Annotated in this window: 14 protein-coding genes and 1 tRNA gene; 10 read left to right on the top strand and 5 right to left on the bottom strand. The window is 57.8% G+C overall.

Annotated features, from left to right (window positions below; genetic code table 11):
- The 3 genes from VMJ32_00095 to VMJ32_00105 form a co-directional block, all read left to right on the top strand.
- A partial coding sequence (locus VMJ32_00095; GenBank protein HTQ37396.1) for a hypothetical protein occupies positions 1-1974 on the top strand: 1974 nt, incomplete at its 5' end.
- A 302-nt stretch (positions 1975-2276) separates the two neighbouring features.
- On the top strand, positions 2277-3290 hold the full coding sequence (gene aroF, locus VMJ32_00100) for a 3-deoxy-7-phosphoheptulonate synthase (GenBank protein HTQ37397.1): 1014 nt from the start codon (positions 2277-2279) through the stop codon (positions 3288-3290).
- Between the two features lie 30 nt (positions 3291-3320).
- Entirely contained in the window at positions 3321-3905 is a 585-nt protein-coding gene (locus VMJ32_00105; GenBank protein HTQ37398.1) for a HEAT repeat domain-containing protein, read from the top strand.
- A gap of 66 nt (positions 3906-3971) precedes the next feature.
- On the opposite strand, the gene VMJ32_00110 is transcribed toward VMJ32_00105, so the two are convergent.
- Both VMJ32_00110 and VMJ32_00115 read right to left on the bottom strand, forming a co-directional pair.
- Positions 3972-4220 carry a hypothetical protein gene (locus VMJ32_00110; GenBank protein HTQ37399.1) on the bottom strand — a complete coding sequence of 83 codons (249 nt, stop codon included), beginning with the start codon at positions 4218-4220 and terminating at the stop codon, positions 3972-3974.
- A 64-nt stretch (positions 4221-4284) separates the two neighbouring features.
- Positions 4285-4734 carry an acyl-CoA thioesterase gene (locus VMJ32_00115; protein HTQ37400.1) on the bottom strand — a complete coding sequence of 150 codons (450 nt, stop codon included), beginning with the start codon at positions 4732-4734 and terminating at the stop codon, positions 4285-4287.
- A 542-nt stretch (positions 4735-5276) separates the two neighbouring features.
- Between VMJ32_00115 and VMJ32_00120 the strand changes: the two genes are divergently transcribed.
- The 3 genes from VMJ32_00120 to VMJ32_00130 are packed head-to-tail and all read left to right on the top strand — an operon-like array spanning position 5277 to position 6903.
- A complete protein-coding gene (locus VMJ32_00120; GenBank protein HTQ37401.1) occupies positions 5277-5528 on the top strand; it encodes a hypothetical protein in 252 nt (83 codons plus the stop codon).
- Positions 5525-5803: a hypothetical protein gene (locus VMJ32_00125; protein ID HTQ37402.1), complete on the top strand. Its 279-nt coding sequence runs from the start codon at positions 5525-5527 to the stop codon at positions 5801-5803. Before VMJ32_00120 ends, VMJ32_00125 begins: the two co-directional genes overlap by 4 nt.
- A complete protein-coding gene (locus tag VMJ32_00130) occupies positions 5800-6903 on the top strand; it encodes a serine protease (GenBank protein HTQ37403.1) in 1104 nt (367 codons plus the stop codon). The genes VMJ32_00125 and VMJ32_00130 overlap by 4 nt, the downstream gene beginning before the upstream one ends.
- 14 nt (positions 6904-6917) lie before the next feature.
- On the opposite strand, the gene VMJ32_00135 is transcribed toward VMJ32_00130, so the two are convergent.
- Positions 6918-9290 carry an acetylxylan esterase gene (locus tag VMJ32_00135; protein HTQ37404.1) on the bottom strand — a complete coding sequence of 791 codons (2373 nt, stop codon included), beginning with the start codon at positions 9288-9290 and terminating at the stop codon, positions 6918-6920.
- A gap of 284 nt (positions 9291-9574) precedes the next feature.
- Here VMJ32_00135 and VMJ32_00140 point away from each other — a divergent pair.
- The 3 genes from VMJ32_00140 (at position 9575) to VMJ32_00150 (ending at position 14143) form a co-directional block, all read left to right on the top strand.
- Positions 9575-9647 (top strand) — tRNA-Phe (locus VMJ32_00140).
- A 192-nt stretch (positions 9648-9839) separates the two neighbouring features.
- A complete protein-coding gene (locus tag VMJ32_00145; protein HTQ37405.1) occupies positions 9840-10112 on the top strand; it encodes a hypothetical protein in 273 nt (90 codons plus the stop codon).
- A gap of 80 nt (positions 10113-10192) precedes the next feature.
- The gene (locus VMJ32_00150; protein HTQ37406.1) at positions 10193-14143 is read left to right on the top strand and encodes a tetratricopeptide repeat protein; all 3951 of its coding nucleotides are present in this window, start codon (positions 10193-10195) and stop codon (positions 14141-14143) included.
- A 16-nt stretch (positions 14144-14159) separates the two neighbouring features.
- On the opposite strand, the gene VMJ32_00155 is transcribed toward VMJ32_00150, so the two are convergent.
- On the bottom strand, positions 14160-16511 hold the full coding sequence (locus VMJ32_00155; protein HTQ37407.1) for a caspase family protein: 2352 nt from the start codon (positions 16509-16511) through the stop codon (positions 14160-14162).
- A 338-nt stretch (positions 16512-16849) separates the two neighbouring features.
- Here VMJ32_00155 and VMJ32_00160 point away from each other — a divergent pair, with 338 nt between their 5' ends.
- Positions 16850-18013 (top strand): hypothetical protein, encoded by a 1164-nt coding sequence (locus VMJ32_00160; GenBank protein HTQ37408.1) that lies wholly within the window; start codon positions 16850-16852, stop codon positions 18011-18013.
- Positions 18014-18023: 10 nt separating this feature from the next.
- On the opposite strand, the gene VMJ32_00165 is transcribed toward VMJ32_00160, so the two are convergent.
- Positions 18024-19709: a hypothetical protein gene (locus tag VMJ32_00165; protein ID HTQ37409.1), complete on the bottom strand. Its 1686-nt coding sequence runs from the start codon at positions 19707-19709 to the stop codon at positions 18024-18026.
- Positions 19710-19769: the final 60 nt, after the last annotated feature.

Consider the following 19769-nt stretch of genomic DNA (forward strand, 5'->3'; position numbering starts at 1 on the left):
GGACCCGAGATCGGGGGGCAAGCGGAGTCGGACGAGAGTCAAGGATCGAGCGTTGGGAATCGAGGATCGGAGATCAGGATTCAAGCGGCCGTAGCGACAGAGGCTGCTGTGGTCCATGCTGCAGCGGAAAAATCGCCGGCGTGGAAAGACCCGCCACCGGAGCAAGATCCGGAACCCAGCGCTACGGCTTCTGCCGCAACGATCTCGGCCGCCGCGGCGGGAGTGTTTTCCGACGAATCCAGGCGGAATGCAGAATCACCGCCTGTCGCGGCTCCCACGGGCGGGTCGGCAGCCCCACCGGAAAATGTTTGGCCACGATGGTTTTGGCCGTGCGTCACCGCGACGCTGGCGGTAAGCGTACTGATTTTTACCGTGCGACTTTTGCTGCACGGCGACGAAAGCCAGTCGGCCAACGGCGCCGGGGTTCAAGTGAGTGATCAACCGCCGCTGCAAACTCTCGAAACTACCGATTCGAATCCGCCGATGGCCCATCCCAAACCATCCCCAGCCAGCGATGCGGTTGTTGATGCAACAGCGGGAGTGCCTTCGCCCGGCGCGACAGATCAATCAGATAAATCTAACGTCTCCAATACAACTAACGTTTCCGACAAAACACCGTCGCCGGCGGACAAGCCCGCCGTGGAAATTCCGCCGGTTGGCACTCAGCCCGCAGCGGAAACACCAGTTGCGGCCAATCAGCCGCCACCGGGCGGCTCTTCGGTGCAAAGCGCAGCGCCCAAAGTTGCCTCGGCCGCCGCGCCGCCGTCGGACGCTTCGCCGATGCCGGTCCCGCCAACGCCCGTTGCTCCCACGGCCCAGCCAGCCGCAGGCGAACAGCAGCCTGTCACACGCACTTTGAAACGCGTTATGCCTCGGGAGGTGAACATCAACGCGCGACTTGCCGATTCGGTTTCTGGCATTGAAATTCAAGGCCAGCCGCTGGCGGATTTTTTATCGTTAGTTTCCGACTTTAGCACGATTCCCATCACGTTAGACCTAGACGCCCTGCACGATCTGGGGCAATCGGCGAGCGTGCCGGTGCAGTTGCATTTGAAAGATGCCTCTGTGGCCGACGTGCTCCAGACACCGCTGGAAGCGTTGGGGTTAGGTTATCAAATCCGGGATGGGGAGTTAATTGTCGGCTATCCGCCGCAAGAAAAGTTGCGCCAAGTGCGATACGCAGTGACCGATTTGGTAGGCAGCGACACGGAGGCTTTGGGCGAATTGGCAGCGCTGGTCAAGCGAATGGTAGCGCCTGGTTCGTGGCAAACAGCCGGCGGCAAAGCCACGATGGTGGCGGGCAACGGCGTACTATTGATCGAGCAAACGGAACCGGCGCATGCGCAGATTTTGGATTTGTGCGAACGATTGCGGGTAGCCCGCGGGCTACCGTTGAAAAGCCAGTACGATCCGGTGCGGTTTGTGCTGACTTCGCGGGAAGATCGAGCGGCGGAACTGTTGCAGAAGCCGATCAGCGCGAATTTTTCGACGCCGCAGCCGCTGGCCGGTGTGATCAAATGGTTAAGCCGGACAACGGGCGCCACGATCGTGATCAATCATGCGGCCCTGGCACAGGAGGGCCTGTCGGCCGAAAGCGAATGCGCGGCCGTGGCCGTGAATGCGCCGCTGGAGAAATTGCTGGATGATTTGACGGCTTCGGCCGATTTGACATGGCGGGTGATCGACCAGCGAACGATTGAAATTACTACGCATGCCGCGGCTGGAGAGCGGATGGATGTGGAGTTTTATTCGGCGCGTGATTTGGCCGCGGATGCCGCGGCGAGCGAGAAGCTGATCGATCGGATTAAAGCGAACGTTGAGTCAGCGCTCTGGACCGGCGGGCCCGGCCAGGGGCATGATAAAAACGGGGCGATCACGTTCGATCAACCGAGCGGAGATTTACTGGTGGGTGCGCCGCAGCGAACCCAAGCGCAACTGGAGGCATATTTGGCAAAGGTCAGGGGAAATAAATGAGTTGATATGCCGCCGGCAAGAGGACAGGGGCGTTCCATTTTGACTCTTGCGTTTTGGTAATCTGCATGACAAAATGCTAGTGTGAGTTGCCCAGTTCGTAACTTCTTCGACTTTTGGTATTACTTTAGCCCGCCAGGTTGCGGGGCCGAGGGAGGTTTGTAACCGCTCTCTGAAAGCCACACAGGCGCACAGCCATCCCTGTGGAAAAAGCCCCGAAACCCGGTTAGCCGGATTTCGGGGCTTTTTGTTTTGATAGTTCCATTTCACCCACCCGCACAGGAACCACACACGTGATTGTCGTCATGAAACCAGGCGCATCGGCGGAAGATATTGAGCACATGGTCCAGCGCGTCCACAAACTGGGATTACGGCCGCATGTAATTCACGGGACCGAGAGGACCGTGATTGCCGTGGTCGGCGACGACCGCAAAACCTACAAAGATTCTCTGGAAAGCGGCCCCGGCGTGGCGGAAGTCGTGCCGATTTTGGCCCCGTACAAAATCGCCAGCCGGGAAGTGCGGCCCGAGCCTACCGTGGTGCGGGCCGGCAGTTTGACGGTCGGCGGCGGCACGGTCGGCGTGATTGCCGGGCCGTGTTCGGTGGAAAGCGAAGAGCAAATTCTCGCCACTGCCAAGGCGGTGAAGGCGGCCGGAGCCACCGCGCTGCGGGGTGGGGCATTCAAGCCGCGCACCAGTCCATACAGCTTCCAGGGTTTGAAAGACGAAGGGTTAAAGTTGCTGGATTTGGCCCGGCAAGCCACGGGTCTGGCGATTGTGACCGAAGTGGTGGCGACGGAAGACGTGGATTTAGTGGCGCGGCAGGCTGACGTGCTGCAGATCGGCGCGCGTAACATGCAAAACTATCGGCTATTGGAAGCGGTGGGAAAGGCCGGTCGTCCGGTGTTGCTGAAGCGCGGTCCCAGCGCCACGATTGAAGAACTGCTGCTGGCGGCCGAGTACATTTTAGACGCGGGCAATCAGCAAGTGATGTTGTGCGAGCGCGGCATTCGCACCTTCGAAACGCACACCCGCTTCACGCTGCCGCTGGCCACCGTGGTTTACCTGCACGGCAAAACGCACTTGCCGGTGGTGGTGGATCCCAGCCACGGCACGGGATACACCTGGCTCGTGCCGCAAATGTGCGCCGCCAGCGTGGCCGCCGGCGCGGATGGGCTGATTGTGGAAGTGCATCCCGATCCAGAAAATGCCCTATCCGACGGCAATCAATCGCTGAACCCGGAGCAGTTCCGCCAGACGATGGATACCTGCCGCCGTGTGGCAATTGCGCTGGGTCGCACGCTGGGAAATAGGCAATAATTTCTGCCCGTCTTTACAACCATGGCAACTATGAAATCGGTAGATAAAAAAATTGCGGTCTGGTTGCTAATGGCCCTCATCATTTTTGCGGCGTATCGCGGGCATTTTTTTGAATCGGACCTAGCCCGAGGAAAGCGAGAAGCGGCGCGAATGCAGGAGTTGAGACAGGAATTTCAGAAGAATCCAAACAATCGAGAGGCTCTCGATGAAATTGTCGACTATTTGAACGGTAACTGGGCGTTTACTCGACAATATGCAGCCGGCACTCTTGGACAACTCGGGCCTTTGGCAAAACCCGCGGTCCCTGATTTGATTAGAGCCCTAAACTGCGGAGAAGGTGTTGTTGAGCGGGAGGCCGCTATCGCTTTAGGGACCGTTTCTGTAGGAATGCCTGATGCAGTCGATTCGCTTCGGCGGAAAGTCCTAGAATCCAAAACCGATGCCGCCCTATTCGCGGCCGAGTCGCTCGGTGAAATTGGCAAACCCGCCTTGGTGGCGATTCCCGATTTGGAAGAAGCGGCCAAGTCGCCGGTGTCCGCTCTGGCTGAAGATGCACAGAAGGCACTTGAGAAACTAAACGCAGTCAAAGAAGCGGACGAAGCAAAAACTAAATAGCCCACCATGCGGCTGAGTCTTCAATTTCCTGAGCGGCCCGCTGAGTGGTGACCACGATGTAGCGCATTACTGAGAATTCAAGCCGAGCCGCTTGCGGATTCGGGCATCAAGTTCTTCAAGGGTTACGATCCGGCCCGCTTCCAGGTCGGCAATTCCAGCCCGAATCGCGGCAGCGTCCTCTTGTTGTTGCAGGCTGACAAACGTGGGTTCGTCAACAACATAGTACACGCGATGTGTTCGTTCGTCTTCAACGGCCAGCGGGCCATTGCTGCGCTGAAGGGCTTCGGATTGTTCGGGTGTCAACTTCGGTGTCATGCTGATAGTTTACCACAAGTGAAAGAATTCGCCAATTTTCGTTTGGAATTCTACGGGAGCTTTCCTAAGCCAATTTTCTCCCTTCCAATTCTTCAATCTGCCGGCGAATGTTTTCGGGCACATGGATCGGTTTTTGAGGGTTGTAATCGAACAGCACAATGGTCGAAGTCACGTCGGCGGCCAGGGCCAGGTTTTGGGCGGTGCTCCACAAAGCCTGCTCGATGGTCATGCTGGTGCGGCCGATGTGCGTGATGTGAGTGCCGATGCGCACGGTATCCGGGTATTGCAACTGGCGGCGGAAATTGCAACCGATGTGGGCCAGAATGGGTCCTAATGCTTCGTCCCCGTGGAGCCGGGCCATGCCCAGGCGGTGCAAGTAATCTACCCGGGCCGATTCGAACCAGCGAAAATAGACGGTGTTGTTGACGTGGCCGAAGAGGTCTTGATCGCCCCATTGGACGGGCCAATCGAACAGAACGCGGAATTGATCGGGAGTGAATTTGGGGTGAGACATAAGCTGCTGAAAAGATACGGTTCGCGTTGCGAGGTTTGGATAGTCGGGTTTAGGTTAATGTCCGTCGCGGTGGTCGTGAAATTATAGAGAGAAGGGGCCGGCGCTGCATCCTCGGCCGGCCTGCATGGGAAACAAATTGCGCGATCTGAGCGTTGTGCTGCTAATTGTGCGGGGCAATATCGATCAGAACATGGACGCATCATCGATCGCAGGCCGGTGGCCGCGAAGGGGGAATTCCGGTCGTTCGGAGCAGTCAGTCCATGGAAGTGGTGCTTGGGTAAGGCATTTTTGCAGTTTTTCAGGCAGGGAATGCCGCGTGGCGCAGACTGCGGAAAGTTTACCGTCTGCGGTAAATGCTCTTGAACTTTGGTCCATGTCGAGGACCGATTTCTTTTTGGGCTAACGGGCGGCGATGTCCGACATTCAACAATGGTCGGACGTGTGGTGAAACGTGCGACGTTTCCACTCCGCCAACCCCCCTTTCGAATTTGCTTACTGTCGCCGTGTGGATGACCCACCGGCATTTTCCGCCAGGAGGCACCATGCTTCAGCCTGCCCGAAACAATTCCGTCTCTCGAGTGCGCGCCACCTTGTACCTTTCCGCCGACGTGCTGGACGAAGCCCGCAATGCCGCCGTGCATTTGGCGGGTTTTCCTGCCCGGCTCACATTGGCAAAATTGGCGGACAATGCACTGCGAGCGGAACTGCAACGGCTGAAAGCGCAGTTCAACCACGGGCAAGATTTCCCTCCGCGCGACGCCGAATTGCAAGGCGGTCGCCCCATCGCCGCATGAAACGACAACCCCCTGATCGAAAAACCGCCATCGATCCCGCTCACGCCGACGGTGAATTAAAATTGCCGCACGACCGGGAGCAGCTTCGCCGCCGATTGCTGAAGATGATTTTGCAGAACGAAGCGCAGCGCCGCTCGGTGGAAGGCCGATCACGACTTTCCACGCGGGGGGCGAAAAGTTCGCTTTCTTCGACCGTGAATTTAGCAGTTTTTGACCCCGAGGATTTCATCGGCAAGGAACAAGCCGCCAACGACACCCCGCAAAAACCGGCATGAAAGTGAAGCGTTGGGCGGGAAACATCTTCTTTGGGACCGTGGCGATATTGCAATTGTGGGCCACGGCCGGACACGCATGCGCCCAGGAAGCGCCAGCGGGCGAAAACCAAGCATTGCGCTTGGCCTCGCTATGGTCGGGCGCGCCGCAGCGGCAGACGCCGCATCCGGCGGTGGTGCGCGTGATTGCGGTCGATCAGGACAGCATGTCGCTGGGTTCAGGCACGCTGGTCGACGCCAACGAAGATTACGGGCTGGTGATTACCAATTGGCACGTGGTGCGCGATGCCGTGGGACCGGTGGAAGTGGTCTTTGCCGACGGATTTCATTCCATGGCGCGAGTCGTACGGACCGACAAGGAATGGGATTTGGCGGCCTTGCTGATTTGGAAGCCGCCGGCGGTGACGCCGGTGACGATTTCCACGGTGCCGCCGCGGCCGGGCGAAATGCTGACCATCGCCGGTTACGGCAAGGGAGATTACAAAATGCAATCGGGCCCCTGCACCGAGTATTTATCGCCGGCGCCGGGAAGGCCAGCGGAAATTGTGGAACTGGCGGCCGCGGCGCGGCACGGTGATTCGGGCGGGCCAATTTTTAACAACCGGGGGGAATTGGCCGGCGTTTTGTTCGGCGAAGGGGGCGGCCATACCGACGGCAGTTATGGCGGTCGCGTGAACCAGTTTTTGCAACGTACGGCTCTTGATTTGAAGACGTTGCAGCCCGCCAGTACGGAACAAAATCGGGCCACGGCGGTGGCGGCTAATCAGATTAAATCAAACGGATGGGTTCAACCCCAAGCCAAGTTCGAGGGGGGCATCGGCTCTTCGCAGGATGATGGTGGATCGATCGCCTGGAGTAATACACCAACCACCCAAATTGCGATGCGCAGTGGATCCGGCTCCCCAACACCGACGATTGACGTACAAGCGGGACGACCGTTGGCGTTACCGGCAGAACCAGCCCAAAAGATGGCGCGGGCAGATTCGATGGCGCCACTCAAATCCACGGGATTCGTGTGGGGAGACGAACTGAAGACGTTTCTGGCCTCCTTCGGCGCGGCGGCCATGGCTTTACACTTGCTGCGCTGGATAGCAGGCAGATAAGTGGAGCAATGGATTTACTTTTTTAGCAGCCAGTCAATCGCGGCTTCTTCCGCTTTGTCGGCCGGGCCGTCGTAGAGAGTGATTTTATCGAGTGCGCCGGCGGACTTGAACGCAGCGGCAACCACGTCCATATCGGTGGCGGTGGCGGGAGGCGGGGCAGGGCTTGCAGCATCGGAAGCGGAGGCCGAAGCGGGAGCAGCAGAGGCAGTGGCGGCGGCATCGGGCAACGCTTCGCCGCGGAGCCATAATTCTCGGGGAGCGCAAAGGGCCAACAGACCCGGCAAATCGAAATACTTTGCGCCGCCGGGCAAAAAGTCGGGATGATCGATCGCCGTGACGTTGCCGAAACGGAAGCCGGCGGTGTCGGCAACGGTGCGATCGACCGCTTTGCCGGCCATGGCCTTGGCGGCAATTGCCCAGCGGCCGGCGCCGTTCAGTCCGACCAGGTCGATGGCGCCCCAGGGTTGATCGTCGCCGCGGAAATAACTAATGGCCGTCAGCACATCGTGCACTCGCTGGGCAAACAAGGCGCGATTGTAGCCGAATGTGTAAGCGGCCGAATTTCGGTCTTTCGTCGCCACCTGCCGAGTGTGCTCCAGCGGCTTGCCGTCGGACAAAAATTCGCCCTGATACAAAAGGTCCAGCCCGATGACTTGGGCCCCGCTGTCCAAGAGTTTTCGGATGAGGGGCTTGGGTGAGCCATCGGCGGCAAACAAGGCGGCTTTACCGGCGGGATCGAGCCAAATGACCGTGCGATTGGTTTCGCCGCGGGGCTGCAACAAGATGGCCGGCACTTCCTCCTGCCGCGGCTTATAGAGGAGCAAGCCCTTTTTTTGGAGAAATTTTTCGTGACGGAGCGTATCGCCTTGTTGTTGAAATTCCACATCCGCGGGTTTGGAAACGCCACGGCCGATGAGCACATCCCAGGCATCGCCGACGACGTGGCGAAATGCAGACAGCGATTTATCGTCATGCGGGATGAGCTTGGTCAACTGATTCCGCGCATCTTCCGTCATGGTGCGCAGCAGGTTGCGTTCGAAATCTTCTCCGCCGACGGGTTGGTGGTGCTGATCGTCCCAAACGGTCATTTCCGCGCGGGAGAGCGGAACGAAATCGGCCTCGACGACCGGTTCGGGCAGACCCAATTTCAATTGCTTGTTCATCCACTGATACATGGCGCTGCGGCTGACGTAATTGAAATTGTGCGGAAATTCGAGAAACGGTTTGATCTGCAAGTTGTCATGGGCGCCCAACAGATCGTAAAGTTGTTGGAGTTCCGGTCCGCCCTTGGTGGCCAGTTCTTTGGTCCAATCGTTGGCGGCGATGGCGCACAACGGCTTGGGAGCAAACAGCGCGGCGAATTCGACGTTTCCGGTGTCGAGGCGCAAGAGGTCGGCATTTTCGCACGTGCAGCCCCCTTGCATGGCGGTGGAAACCATGACGGCGGGGACCGCCACGGCGGGGCGCGGATCGATCGCACACAGCATGAGCGTTTGGGTGCCGCCGCTGCTGGCGCCGGTGACCGCCAAGCGGTCCGGATCGACATCGGGCAACTGGCACAAAAAGTCGAGCGCGCGAACGGAGTTGTACGTTTGCAGCCCCAAAATGCTTTGCAAATGCAAATCGGCCTGCGGACTGTAAAAGCCCCAATTTTGCAGCGTGTCCATTTGCGGTCGCTGCTGGCTGTGGAAATGGGCCACATCGAAAGGAATTTGCAGGCTGTCGTCGTAACCGGCCATGTCGTATTGGAAGGCGATGCAACCCATGCGTGCCAACTGCACCGGGTAGGCCTGCACAGGATGCTGTCCGCTGCCTTCAAACTTTTCGGCCCCGGCTTGAATCAACTTTTTCACTGTGACTACTTTTGGGTCCGGCGAGTCCAGCGGTACAACATTAAAGCGGCCGTCGGCAAAATGACCGTAGGGGCATAACACTCCGGGAAGTTTTCCCGTATGACCTTTGGGGCGATATAAGTTGCCGGTCACGAAATAACCGGGATAACTTTCGAAGTAAACTTTCTCCACCGTGTAGTCGTCACGATCGACGCGTCCCCATACCACGGCGTTGAGCGGCGTTTTTTCGGGCATGGGCCACAACCCTGCGGCCACCTCGATTTGTCGGCGTACGTGTTCGGCGCGATCGTCCCAATCTTCACGCGTATTGGGAGGCGTGAATGGAAAATAACCGTTGAGATCTTTCAGCGGGCCCAAGCGACTGTCGGCAGGCAGTTTCCCCGCGGGCAACACCCGTGAAATGGCAGACGGCGGCACGTCGACCGTTGGCGCGGCAACGGCAAAATGCGTATCCCAGGCAGCCGTGCCACCCAGCATGCATAGCAACATCATCCAGCATGGTGACAGCGAATGGTTCAGGAGGCGGCAATACATGCCAAAGTTTCTCCGAATAAACTGCAGACAGACGAACGAGCAATCTTTAGTGTATGTCCTGCGAGGGCCATTTGCCATGAACCCTTGCGGCTTTGTGGGAGAACTTGGCAGGGGTGCTGAACCGGTTTGACAATCTGGCTGGGGGCATTTACGATCCGTATTCGGACGTCGGCAGCGGTTTGGCAACCTAAGCGAACGGTTGCCGAACCGGGGTGGCAAACTCTGGGTAGCATGGAGCGGCAAGTCGTGCCCCAGGATCGCACATTGCAGGCTGGTGATTCGTTGGTCAGGTAGCTCAGTTGGTAGAGCAACGGACTGAAAATCCGTGTGTCGCCGGTTCAATCCCGGCCCTGACCACTTTTATTGTTACCCATGGGCTTAGGGGACTCGATTCAGTCCGAATTTCGATATTCGGATTTCGAGTTTTGAGGCACAGCCGCTTCATGGGGTTCGCTGCTGGCAGATTCATTTCCTGGCGATGCAAGCCAGCGTAATGACGACCGGGCGTATGCCGAGCGTAGTTACTGTTTCCAGCCAAAGGATTTTAATATGAACTTAAAAAAAACGTGGTTGCTATTGATGGGTGGTATACTGATCGGTGTGGGTGCGTCGTTGGGCGCCATGTTCATTACCGAGAACGCCGGATTGGTATCGGCTGCGCTGAAGGATTTAAAGTTTGAGGAGCAACCTGGAAATCCGAAGTTAATTGGTGCGCCGCCGCAAATCAATGTGACCAAGGCGACCATCGACTATCTGCAAAAATTGCAAAAGGACGGAAAAACCATCGAAGTGCAGAACGACGGATCGCTGAAGATCAAGTAGCGCGTCAATAACCACTGCATGGTGAAGCCGGCCTGACCTGAAATGCAGCGCAATTATTTTTGACCCGGCAACAGCATGACATGATCCGCTTCATCGCTTTAGCGTGGTTGGGGCTAATCAATTGCGTCTTCATTCTTTCGATTGCCGCGCTGGCTGAGGATCCGCCCGCTGCCGACAAACCATCTACTGGTGCGCAGCAAGCCGTAACGCAACACACTCCCGAAGAGCAGGCCCAACTGGACAAGGCGCTGGACCTTAGTAAGCAGGCGGGACAACTGTATGGGCAAGGCAAGTTTGCCGAGGCGGAAAAACTGGCTCAACAAGTCCTGGAAATCAACGAGCGAGTGCTGGGTCCCGACGATCCTGCCGTCGCTAAATGCCTAAGCAACCTGGCGCTGTTGTACTTTCGTCAGGGCGGTTATGCCCAGGCCGAAACGCTGTACCAACGGGCTTTGAAGATTAACCAAAAGGCTTTTGGCCCGGAACATGCGGCTGTGGCCGAATCGCTGAACAATTTGGCCGGGCTATACGCCGGCCAGGGAAAGTATGCGCAGGCCGAGCCGTTTTATCAGCAGGCTTTGGCGATTTGCGAAAAGAACTTGGGGCCGAATGATCCCGATGTGGCCGGGTGCCTGTTCACGCTTGGCAAGCTGTACCGAACAGAGCACAAGTACACCGAGGCGGAAGCGGTTTATCAGCGGGTCTTGAAGATTGTGGAACAGCATTATGGCCCCGATCATCCCGGCATGGCCAATTGCCTTTTCGAGTTAGCAGAACTGTATGTGGACCAACATCTTTTTGCGCAAGCTGAGCCGCTGATGCTGCGGGCCATTGGCATCGATGAAAAAGCATACGGGCCAGATGATCCACATGTGGCGGCCGATCTGAATAATGCGGGGACCATGTACGATGAACAAGCACAATACGCCAAGTCGTTGCCGCTCTATGAGCGTGCGCTGAGAATTCGAGAAAAGACTTACGGGCCCGATCATCCTCAAGTCGCCATGTCACTGAGGAGTCTGGCGGGGGCCTACCAAGCACAGGGCAACTATGCCGACGCGCTGCCGCTTTTCAAGCGGGCTCTGGCGATCGATGAAAAAGTCCTGGGACCGAACGACCCGCAAACCTGGGTCAGTCTGAACAACTTGGCGGATTTTTATCGCGAGCAAGGGAGCTACTCCGACGCGCTGCCGCTGTTTCAACGAGCGTTGAAAATTTGCGAGCAGATTTATGGCCTGGACGCCAAAGAAACCGCGGCCAGCGTCCACAATTTAGCCTTGTTGTATAGCGCGCAAGCCAACTCCGCTGAGGCGCTACCGCTGTTCCAGCGCGCGGTAAAAATCATGGAAAACGCCGCGGGGTCCGATGATCCGAATACGGCGGTTTTGATTGCGGGCTTAGCGGCGGAATATCGATTAGAGGGGAACTATGCGGCCGCCGTGCCGCTGTATGAGCGGGCGCTGAATATCGATGAGAAAGCCTACGGGCCGGAGCATCCCCAAGTTGCAGTGGTTTTGAATGGACTGGCGTTAACGTACGAGTCGCAAGGCGATTTTGGCGAGGCGCTGTCTTCGTATCAGCGGGCGCTGGACATTGATGAGAAACGCCTGGGCCCCGACCATCCGGATACCGCCAGGGTGCTCAACAACATCGCCGAAGTGTACTCTCAGCAAGGGAACTATGAAGAGGCGATTGCGATGAGCCAGCGCGCGTTAAAAATTCGCCAGCAGGCGCTGGGGCCAGAAAATCTGACCACGTTGACCACCGTCAACAATCTAGCGAGGTATGACGAACAAAGCGGCGATTTTGCAGACGCAGTGCCACTGCACGAGCGGGTGTTGGCCACGTTTGAAAAAACGCTGGGGCCAAATCATCCGTCGACGGCATTAGCGCTGAATAATTTGGCCTTCGCGTACAGCGCCACGGGCAAACAGGAGCAAGCGTTGTCGCTGTACCAGAGGGCGAGCGAGATCATCAATCGAAATCTCGATCAGACGGCGGCCGTGCAATCAGAAAATCAGCAATTCGCCAATGTTCAACAGAGCAGAATGTACTTGGACTCCTTCGTTTCGTGTGCCTTGCTGGCCGGCGGCGACCCGACGGCCGTTTGCCAGCAGATGCTGGCCTGGAAAGGCGCCATTACGCTCCGGCAGCAAATAGCGCATGCGGCACGCAGTGACGACGGCGCCACGGAGAAACCACTGTGGGACGAATTGACCGATGTTTCGAATCGGCTGGCCAGACTGGGTCGCGCCACACCGCCGGCGGACAAACAAGCAGCCTGGCACAAGCAGCTTGACGATCTTACGGAGCGCAAGGAATCGCTGGAAGCGGAGTTAAGCAAGCAGAGCGCCGCTTTCCAAAAGTTGCACGATCAACGGCAGCTGACCGTCGAGCAACTTGCCGAACAGCTGCCGCCCGACATGGTTGTGGTGGATTTGTTGCAATTCCAACGCAACATTGCGGAAAAAAAAGCTGACGGATCGACTGTGCGGCGCACGGAGGAACGGTTGATGGCGTCGGTGATGCGTCATGACAGGCAAGCGGTGTTGGTGGATTTGGGATTGATGGATCCGATCAGCGATGCGGTTCGAAAATGGCGTGTAACCTACGGCGCTGTGGCCAATTCTGCGGAAGAATCGCCCGGCCAGACGCTGCGCCGATTGTTGTGGGAGCCGTTGTCGGCGCATTTGGATGGCGTGCATGTGGTGTTGATTTCGCCTGACGGCGACACGGCAAGTTTTCCGTGGGAGGCACTGCCCGGCAATAAGCCGGATACGTTTTTGATCGAAGACATCGGCATTGCGATCATTCCCGTGCCGCAAATGCTGCCGAGCCTATTGGAGGAAAACCGCACTGCTGCGCAGCATTCCAATTCCAGCTTGCTGTTGCTTGGCGACGTGGATTATGGGGCCTCGCCCGGGCATCCTGAGCCGCAGGCAGCGGGCAATTTGCTGTTGGCGGCGGATGCGCCCCAGGCTGCGATCCGCGGGATGGGTAAAACGGAATTCTCGCCACTGCCGGGCACGAGCACGGAAATTGATTTGATTGGGCAGATTTACCGAGAGCGGTTTGCCGCCGGACAAATGCTCGACCTGAAACGAGGGGACGCCACGCAGCAGCGATTCCGCGAAGCGGCCCCCCAATGCCAATATCTGCATTTAGCCACGCATGGATTTTTTTCGCCGGCGACCAATTCCGGCGTGGGGGTTATTTTGCGGTTGGACGGGAAGCAGATCGCCATAGCAAGGTTGATCGCCGGCGGCGCTGCTGCACAAGATGGCCGGCTAAAGCCGGATGACCGCATTCTGGCCGTCGCCGCCGACGGCAAAGCGTGGACATTGCTGGAGGGTAAATCGGTTCCGGAAACTGAGCGAATGATGCGGGGACCGGTGGGCACCAAAATCAGCCTGCGCGTGCAACCTGCCGCCGGCGGCGACGTGGCGGAGTACGAATTGACGCGAAAACCTTTTGCACAACAATCGTTTCTCAGTCAAGCGGCAACTTCAACCGGAGGAAATGGAAATGCCGCCAACATTCCCGGCTTGTTGTCCGGCATTGTATTGGCAGGCGCCAACGCGCCGCCCAAGCCCGATCAGGACGACGGCATTTTGACGGCGTTAGAAGTAAGCTCCTTGGATTTGCATGGGGTCGATCTGGCGGTGCTGTCGGCCTGCGAAACGGGTCTTGGTCAAACTGCCGGCGGCGAAGGAACGTTGGGCTTGCAACGCGCTTTTCAAGTTGCCGGGGCCAAGACCACCATCTCTTCGCTGTGGAGCGTCGACGATGCCGCCACGCAAACCCTGATGGTCGAGTTCTACAAGCGGTTGTGGGATAAGGACCATCCGCTGGGCAAGCTGGAGGCGCTGCGTCAGGCGCAGTTGGAAATGTTGCGGCATTACGATCCGCACGCGGCCAAACTTGTTGGCCAAAACCGCGGCCTAGAGATCGATGCTCCGGCGTCGGAATCTGGCGGTCGTCTGTCGCCCAAGTATTGGGCTCCTTTCGTTCTGAGCGGCGATTGGCGATAGCGGCCAGGGGAAGCCGTTACGAGCCCGGTTCGCCGACGACGCGCCACGATTGGAGCGTCAATTGCGATTCCACGGCATCGGTGGAATCTAAACCACGTGTGCCGCCCGTGCCATACATGGCATTTTTCAGCAATCGTCCCAGAGGAGATTCCAGGCTTGCGTTTACCGGGTCGTCGGCGCCGCGGGCCAGGGGTAAAGATTCTTGCTCCAAGAAACTAAAATCGGGGGCCTGATGTTCGGGTAATCGCGGCACGGCAATGAGCACGACGTGTTCAGTTCCAACGGGGTTGGCGGTAATGGTGGCGGCCTTGGTGGTGTGAGCCCCGCCATGTTTGGTGAGCATGTTGTCGGTGCCGGAGCCGGGGCGGGGATAGATGGCCTGGATGCCGAATCCGGCGTCGATATACAGCAGGCTTACAGCCACGTCGGTCGGGCCTCGATTGGTCATTTGCCAACCAATGTGATCGCCTGTTATCAACGTAAGCGGGCCTTTCGTCAGTTCAATTTCGACGCCTTGGCGATCCGTTTTGCTTTTGAAACGCATGATTTTCAAATCGACATTAGGATGCGAAGGATCGCCGCCTGTTGCATCCACACCGCCGGCCGCTTGCTGAGCGGCGGTCAAATTCAGCAAGTTTTGGGCTCGAGCAATCCGTGTCATGTCGCGCACGATAGCCGGGACGGGCTGATCGTCTGGAATGCTGAACCGCGAGACGCCTTCGGGCAACTTCCCACGAATTTCGGCGGCGTCTTTCGACAGCAGCATCAACTTTGTGTCGCGCAGTTGCACGATCCATTGGGCCGCTTGGGGATTGTCGGCGAACTGGCACAGTGAATCATCTTTGGAAACGGCGGATTTCAATTCACTGCCCAAACGCCGCAATGCCGCCGACTCAGCTTCGTCGTGAAGAGTGGCTTGATCGGCCGAAGCGTCCGTCACCACGGGCTGCATGTCGACGCCCACCTTAACGCGCAGCGAACCGTAATCGGTTTGGGCCACTTCGAACCAACCGCCATTGGGCAAAGCGGACTTCCGTGGTTCGCGCGTGTCGTTGTACCGAGTGGGTTTGACGGTGGAATCCAGCAACTCGCAGTCCTCCACTTTTGCATAGCCCAACACGGCTGCCGCATCGGGTTGATCGACCGACGGATGCAGCGTCAAGATAGTGCCCGGGCTGAGGCCCTGAACTTCTCCTTCGTTGACCGTCAAATTGCCGGAGTCATCTTTTTGCCAACGTTGGCTCGATCGGCCGGGCCAGCGCTGAACGCCCAAAACTTCGCGATCTTGGGCTAAACCCTCGACGACAGGGGTGGGACCGGTGGTGCGTCCCCATTGCGGATAGCGCTGCCGGATGAGATTGGCGAGCTCGCCATAAGTGATCGGCCGTGAGGTGCGGCTGAGAATGTCGACAATGGCATACGTTAATAATCCTTGAACCTTTTGCGGATGGTCGCCTTCGGCATCACAGGGCATGGGCATTTCCAATTCTGATTCGTCCCGCTGGGCCGCATAGATGCCGACGTAATCGGGGGACTGCGGACTAAACTCAAAGGCCCCCTGCGTGACGCCTTCGGCAGGCAACGGCTCGCCACCGCGGCTGGCAGGTTGCCTGGCCGCGGCCGCTTTCCGTGCATCGGCCAGGTCGTTTTCCGGAATTCCCAAGTCGTCGGTCGAAATGCTCCGGGTGACTTCCGTCGAGTTGCCGCGCAAGGTCCAACCCGAGCAGCAGGCGTCTAAAATCACCCACAATCTGGCTTTTTTCTGATTGGTGATTTGTTTGCACCAAGAGCGGAGTTCGTAATCGGGGATGCCTTTTTCCACGCACCATTTTTTGCCGCTCCACTGGCCGCAATCGCAAGGCAGAAACATTTGATCCAGCCCGTCGGGCTTGAGATATGTGGGGTCGGGATCTTTTCGTTCCGGCTGCTGTCCGCCGTGACCAGCCAACAGCAGCACGACCTGGTCTCCCTCATGCGCTACATCGATTAAGTTTTGGATTTCGCGGACAATGTTGTCGTGCGTGGGCCGAAAGTCCGAACCGCGCACGGCTGCCTCCGCCTCGGAAAGGACAGCAATTCCTGCGAGGGGAAGATGCAATTGATCGGTAAAGAACCGGCGGACCAATTCGACGTCGTTGGCCGGACCATGCAGACTTCTTTCCGGCTTCAAATTGTCGTACTTGGTGCAGCCGACCAAGAGCGCATGAAACTTTGTCGGATCGACGGCGGGGGTAGAGTTAGGAGCCGCTGCATTGGAAGCGGGCGCGGATTGATTTCCGGCGACCGGCGTGAGGGCGTCTTCGGCCAAGGCGCATGGGACGCGAGACAGCAGTACCACCGCGACAAGTAGCCAGGGCCAAAGCTTCATGGGACCGATGGGGCAGTTCGAGCAAAGCCGGATATGTTCAATATATACCTATCCTAATAGACAGCAACAGTTTGGGGCGAGGAGGCGGCGCCAGAGGGGTGTTGAGTTCAGTGAATTCCGCGAAGGAAAACTAGCTAGCAACGCATGGGAAACTGTATCGATTATACCGATCGAAGCAGCTATTCCGCAGATGCTCAATGGTGGGGAAGTAACGATCCGAAAGCTTCTAGTGGATATAACGGAAGCATTAGTTTTGCCGGTCGCAAGACCATCGCCCAGGCTTGCCCATGCCACAGCACATATTACCAACCGGGTTTGCGAGGTTCGCGGCATCACTTGTGGTTTGTGGCCTTGTTGGGCTGTTAGCCGGCTGCACGCACGTGCAGTTGCGGAAGAATTCGGTCCGCGAAGCCACGACGGTGGGCGATTTGCAGCTTCAGGAGGTGATGGATAACCTGGCGATGTTCGTTTACGACTACAACTCGATGCCGTACTTTTCCTACCCGAACCAGGGCGTTGCGAGCGTGACCGATCAGGCCTCAGGCGGAATCACGCCAAGTTTTGGCCGGCCCATTACCTCTGGATCCACCTCTGTCGCCTTGAGTTCGGCATCAAAAATCCCCACATTTTTTACTCCGCCATTTTTCTTGAGTTTCATGCTTAGCTCGTTGGGGCTTTCCACCACTGCGCAACGGCAATGCGTGGAATCGTTCACGATGACGCCGATCAACGATCCGCGGAAGCTCGAGCTGATGCGCTGCGCCTATCAAACGGCCGTCAGCAACTGCGGATACGGCCCGGCGTCGAAAAGTTGCCCCGATTGCCAGGCGCGGTTCAACACGTTTTATACAGGAGATCCCGACGGAAAGATCAGCCAGATGACCGGCGGCACGATTACGTCGGACTGTTTGAAGGGGTCTTGTTGGTTCCACGTAGGCTGTAAAAAGGACGTGCCAAAGGATTGCGGCTGCATTTATGTCGGCTGCTATTGCGACGTCTATGTGTGGGTGTGTGCCGAGGGACGCGACGAACTTACCAAGCTCGCCTTGGCAATTCTCGACTACGCCGTACACGATTCCCCGGCGCGTCTGACCAAGGACGTGACCTACTACGTCGATGCGCTGGGATTGCCCACCACGCAGAAAGACGGAGTGGGAGTAGTCAAGGCCACGATTGCCATTAACGAACAGAACGAAAGCCTGCTCAGTATTCCGCCAGCACAGGAAGTGGATCTGGAGCGGCAACTTCAAGACCGAATTAAGCGGTTAAGCGCGACGCTGGAGCAAACCAAGGACAGCGAGCAAAAGAAAAACCTGAGCGATGAAATCGAAGACGCCAAGCAAAAGTTGTACTTCCTCGATCAGCAACTTCGCAACGGCGGGTTGAAAGAGCAGTTTGCTCCGCCGGGTCCGGCGACTGTGCCGCCGTTTTCGGTTATTCCGCAACTACAGCAGCAGCTAAACGCTTTCACGCCGCAAAGCTTAGCCCCTCCGGCTCAATAATTGACCGCATTTACTCAGGCACCGCGCTGGCAGCGCGCGAGAGGAATCCTGGCGGGGGCTCGATGTGGGCGGGGGGCTTTTGCGCCTGCGAGTTTCCGGCGGGGTCTTCTTCGTCACCGCCACGAGATGCTACATAGCCGGCTTGAGCCGAGGCCACGGCAATTTTTGCGGTTTCGTCAGAGCACTGCTTGCTGCACTTGTACCATAATTGCAAATAGCGTTGCTGCTCGTCTCCTGAAGCGAGCTCCGCGGCCCGCAGGGCAAAATCGGCGGCGGGTTGGTTAAGCTGCAGGTCGTGATTGATTTGGGCCAATGTGCGCAGGCTGCCGGCCTGTCGGTAGTAGCAAAGCTTACAGGCGGTGGTAGCCGATTGCTCGGCTTCGTCATAGCGCTGCATCAACCGCAAAACTTCCGCACGATCGCGGTAGGCATCCAGGGCATTGGCGTTCAGGCTGATCGAGCGATTGAAATCGTCCAGGGCAATTTTTAGTACACCGGAAACGTAAGTTGGAACAGGCGTTTCACCTGTTGGCGCGGCAGCGCTGCGGGAATTGGCACCGGCCAATGATGGATCGGTGTCGGGAAGCGGCTGCGTCGCGCCGGCTTCACGTCCGGCATTTCGATGGCAGTGGGTAACCAATTGGGTAAGGAATTCCGGCTTTGCGTTGGGGACGATGGCGCGTTCGCCGGGGCAATCCGCGGATTCCTGATCGCATTGGTTGAGCATCAGTTCAGCCCTGGCCAGCGGAATGCGCCACCAACGAGGGTCAAGTTGTTCGGCACGTTCATAGTAAGCCAACGATTGGACGGCCGCATCGGCTCCGGCGGCTGTTGGCCCGGCGGGGACGCCGGCGGCAATGGTTTCGGATGGCAGGTTTCGCTGAGCCATTGCGGGGCCGCCCGATGCAGCGGGAATTGCCGATTTGAGATTCGCGTCTTGCTTTGGCGATAAGGCGACTTGGTTGGGCGAATTTGCTTGGTCGGTGTTCGAATCGACAATGCCTTCTGGCGCGCTGTCGGCCGTGGCGTTGGAGGCGAGTTTTGCCTGCTGAGATGCCAGCGACTTGGCTTGCGAACAAGCACAGGCCTGACTGAGCGCGAGGCCCCACTCGTAATACAATTGAGGCCGATTGGCGTTAATGCTTTGAGCCATTTGGAAATGCTGTTCCCAGGCATCGCGCTGCACCGGGTTGTACCTGCCGCGGCCGTTGAGCAATTGTTGCCCAGCGAGCAATCGCCCCAAGCGAATATGCACGTCGTCCAGGCGCGTATTGGGATCAATCGTCAAAACGTTTTGATAATACTGCGCGGCAATGCCCGGCTCGTTTTGGTTTTCCCAACTGATGCCGCACATCCAGTCTAGCCAGGCGGTCTCGCTACGGCGAAGTTCGTTGGTGTAGTAGCTGTGGGCCTCGTCAAGCTTCACCACGTCGTCGGCATAGATCCATCCGCCCGCCAGGTTGCGGCTGTAACCGCCTTCATCCTGCACCCATAAGAAGCGTCCCTTGGTTCGCTGGACGGCGGCAGGCCAAGCAATGTCGTACATGCTGACCGATGCGCCGTTGTCGTCCAGAATTTCAACTCCTGCCGATTTGGGCATTACCTGAACGCCTTGCCAGCTTTGGGCGGCGCTGGCCGTGGCGGCCGCCAAGCTGAAAGCCAATGAAATGGCAAGATGCGAGCGGGACTTCTTCATGACTGTTCTCCTAAAGGCTCTTGCTGATCGTCGTCCTGCGCCAGGATTACGATCAGCAAA

The sequence above is a fragment of the Pirellulales bacterium genome (assembly GCA_035499655.1).
In the GTDB taxonomy this organism is placed as follows: Bacteria; Planctomycetota; Planctomycetia; order Pirellulales; family JADZDJ01; genus DATJYL01.